Below are 542 nucleotides of genomic sequence, written 5' to 3' on the forward strand. Positions count from 1 at the left end.
TTCGTATGCAAGACAAAATAAAATAGCTACAGCTCTTCGGGAGATTGGAAGAATTGAAAAAACAATCTTTATTCTTGACTATATTACGAATGAAACATTAAGAAGAAGGATACATCGTGGACTAAATAAAGGAGAAGCCATGAATGGATTGGCTAGAGCTTTATTTTTTGGTAAACGTGGTGAATTCAGAGAACGGGGCATACAAGATCAACTACAAAGAGCTAGTGCATTAAATATATTAATCAATGCAATTAGCGTATGGAATACTGTGTATTTAAGTGAAGTAACAAAGGAATTTAAGAAAAATAATATTCTAAGGGAAGAATTGCTTCCACATATTTCACCTTTGGGATGGGAACATATTAATTTTCTTGGAGAATATAAATTTGATTCGCATCGATTACCCACAAATTCTCTAAGACCATTAAATAAAAATTAACCTATAACATATAAAGCCAAATTCCTTAACGTACAGGTATTTGGCTATTTCTATATCGAATTTTGCTTAGCGTACAAAATTTCCGAAATGTTGGCTGTACCCC

1 protein-coding gene is annotated in these 542 nt (G+C 32.5%); it reads left to right on the top strand.

What is annotated here, in order from left to right; all coding sequences use genetic code 11:
* On the top strand, nt 1-439 hold a 439-nt coding region (locus ACR65M_RS27020; RefSeq protein WP_440274962.1), incomplete at its 5' end, for a Tn3 family transposase.
* Between the last annotated feature and the right edge of the window lie 103 nt (nt 440-542).

The sequence above is a fragment of the Ferdinandcohnia sp. SAFN-114 genome (genome assembly GCF_059415045.1).